The organism is Shewanella sp. SM74 (assembly GCF_025653725.1).
In the GTDB taxonomy this organism is placed as follows: domain Bacteria; phylum Pseudomonadota; class Gammaproteobacteria; order Enterobacterales; family Shewanellaceae; genus Shewanella; species Shewanella oncorhynchi.
Window position 1 is genome coordinate 1 of the sequence record NZ_JAKKRZ010000074.1, and the last position, 3,018, is coordinate 3,018.

The 3,018-nt window shown below is 44.0% G+C and carries 3 protein-coding genes and 1 pseudogene; 1 reads left to right on the forward strand and 3 read right to left on the reverse strand.

Annotated features, from left to right (window positions below; genetic code table 11):
* Nucleotides 1-250: 250 nt before the first annotated feature.
* Nucleotides 251-1,429, forward strand: coding sequence for a hypothetical protein (locus tag L5M49_RS24925; protein ID WP_263266991.1), 1,179 nt, complete (start codon nt 251-253; stop codon nt 1,427-1,429).
* 301 nt (nt 1,430-1,730) lie between these two features.
* Here the strand turns inward: L5M49_RS24925 and L5M49_RS24930 are convergent, their stop codons facing one another.
* From L5M49_RS24930 to L5M49_RS24940, 3 genes and pseudogenes are all read right to left on the reverse strand, one after another.
* Complete coding sequence (locus L5M49_RS24930) at nt 1,731-2,396, reverse strand: hypothetical protein (RefSeq protein ID WP_263185372.1); 666 nt, start codon at nt 2,394-2,396, stop codon at nt 1,731-1,733.
* Nucleotides 2,397-2,412: 16 nt separating this feature from the next.
* Nucleotides 2,413-2,616 (reverse strand): hypothetical protein, encoded by a 204-nt coding sequence (locus L5M49_RS24935; protein ID WP_263185371.1) that lies wholly within the window; start codon nt 2,614-2,616, stop codon nt 2,413-2,415.
* A gap of 170 nt (nt 2,617-2,786) precedes the next feature.
* Nucleotides 2,787-3,018, reverse strand: a pseudogene (locus tag L5M49_RS24940) (IS4 family transposase); the annotation flags it as partial.

The following is a 3,018-nucleotide window of genomic DNA, read 5'->3' on the forward strand; positions in this document are numbered from 1 at the left end:
ACTGGCAAGGTTGAATTAGGCTGATACTCAGCCAGTAAAGCGCGCTGTTTATAGTAAGTGGTGATAGAGACATTATGGTGTTGGCAAAATTCGATATTAGTGCCACTAAACGAGCCGCGTTGTTGAAGTAGCATCTGCCACTGAGTAGTTGTTCTGTATGTTTTCATCACCTGCTCCAAATTTATCATTGAGCAGGTATTTTTAGACAATCAGAACATCGATGCTAGGTGTACTTCGCTAGACGCATACGGTGCTTGCAGATTTTGACAGTCTGGACTTTGATGCAAAGCTATTGCCTAGCTTGCTCGATATGACAGAGCAAAAGAACTGGTCTCTAGTCGCTTCATATGCATGGCATCGTAGATATACGGGTGACTGGCAATGGTTTGATGATATAGACAAGTCAGAATGGAATCCCAAACAGATTTCCAACCTGCTCTGCGCTTTGCCATTTAATAGGAATGCATGGGAAAGAGCTGCGCAGTTACTTGGTGAGAATGAGTGCGAGTACTGGAAACATACAGGGGCTAACATTCACCAGTCTGACGGTGACACAGAGTATGCATTAGTAAAGCTTCTTGAACACGACCGACCAAGTGCTGTAATTGGTGGATTGTCGAGTAATCTCTTCAATAAACAGGAGATAAACCCTGAACTCGCTTGCAAGGCACTGCTTGCACTTGTGCAGTCAGAAGAACAAGCTGAAAGAGTAGACAGTTACCATATCACGCAAATTATTAAGTATCTTCAAAAGAATATCGACACAGACGAAAATAAACTCTTTCAGGTCGAATGGGCATATGTTTCGTTATTGGATCAGCATGCTGAAGGTTCGCCAGTGACCTTAGAAAACAGGTTAGCATCCACCCCTAGTTTCTTCTGTGAGCTGATTCAGCTCGTATATCGAGCGAAGGGCATTGCGGCTGACGCTGCAGTACAAACCGAACTGAGCCGCAGTATTGCCCTTAACGCGTATCGTCTACTCTCTACATGGAGTTCTGTTCCTGGTACTCAGCCAAATGGGGAATTTAATCCTGAAGCATTCTCAGAATGGCTAACGGCAATGGAAGATATCGTAAAAGCATCTGGGCATTATGATGTCGCGCTGATTCAACTTGGCAATGTACTTGTTCATTCTCCTGCTGGAACAGATGGTTTATGGATACACCCTGTGATAGCAAATGCAATGAATAGCAGAGAGCGCTCTAGTCTTAGAGATGGATATCGGACAGGAATTTTAAATTCTCGAGAAGCTCACATAGTTGACCCAGAAGCTAAGCCTGAAAGAGCGTTGGCCGACACATATCGGCGACGTGCCAATGAAGTTGAGAATGCTGGATACCAACGGTTAGCTTTAACATTGAGGGAAGTTGCTGATAGCTACGATAGGGAGGCAGAACGCATAATCTCGCGTGGTGATCTATATTGAGGGCAGGATAACCGCTGTGTTCAGTAATTTTACACGCCTCACTTCCCAAAACTCCGGTATCCAGTAAGTGGGGAGTTAACTCAGATACGCTGCTTTCTATTTGCCATACCTGAGTTAATTTATGGTTCGCAAATTTTGTAAAACACCTAACAACAAGTTTTGTCCAAAAACGAGTTGACCTGAGTATGATACTTGATTACTTGAATTTCACAGTAACTAGATGCGATAACCTGCATCAGTATGAATCTATATTGAGATCTGCATCGAATTTGAGACAGCATGATAAAGCTCAACGTATCGTTTAGTATGAGACCTTATTACTCTCCCACAGCTGTCTCCAGAAATATACTCCAGATAGCGCTACAGCAAAGAGTAACACTACAAACAAGCATAATGCCATGATAGGACCGAGCAAATTAAATAGAGGGGTGTAACTGAGCGGTAGAGTTCCAATCACAAAACACAGGCAGTACAGAGCAATATAGCTGTTATTCAAATCAACCTTGCTTGGAACGGCATTAGCCACGACTGAAGAAGTGAAATACATCCAGATTCCAAACCGCATCGGTTCACCAACGGCGAAATTATACAGCGCAGACCAGTCAGTAATGGATGGCGCTTGGAATAACCAATTAAGTATGCACACAACAGCATAACCGCCGAAAAGCGGGGCTATTCCGACTAATAAACGTAAAACAGGGCTAATTAATGATGGTCGGTACTGGTACTGCACAAAGCCAAGTGTGCCGTCAGGCTGTGGTGAGAAAAAGGATATTTGGGTAATAGTAAACCGAACCAGAATTGCAGTAAGAGCATGACTGAGTTCATGGATAAATACACCCGGGGCCGCATAAAGACGAAACAACAAACCACGCCCAATAGTGGAAAATACCCTGTCGCGCAATAGTGACAGTAGTGTTAGGGTTACCCCTAAACTGAATACTGCTAGCCAGCCTTCATTTGCCATAAGTCGTTATTTAAGGTTAATAAATACTATTAGATATTTCCATTTCCCTAATGCTGTATGCATGGGCGATGTCAGCACGTTCGACGGCGTTTTTCGCATCAGCCTCCAGGCGCTCAACCATCACTTCCAAAGTTTCCATGTGCTTGGCACGGCGTAAGCGTAATACATAGGTTTTCACAGTGTCACTAGCACTATTGAAGTTGAACATCTCACGTAACATTGTTTCGTCCTGAGTAAAAGGTTTCCCAGATGTATTTCTGAGCAAGACATTAGCACCAAATGATAAGTCCCAACATAACCGATGCTAAAATAATTTAACTTAGACCATCATGCAAGCAACGGGGAGGACAAGCAAGAGCATGGATTGCCGCGGAGCTCTGAAGGATCCCCTCATAAATCAGCCATAGCATAGCCATATTTGAGCAACTGATTGGCGAATAATACCCAGGCCGCCAGCAATTCTTTCTCCGTGATTTGATAATCAGGCCGCCTGAGTACCTCCAATCCCAAGCGAATCGTTGAGAGTACCGTTCGATGCCCAATGGTATTGGCCTGAAAATGCTTATCCCAGCCCTGTTGCTGTGCGTGTAAACCAACTAGCCACAACAGGCATTGAACCATC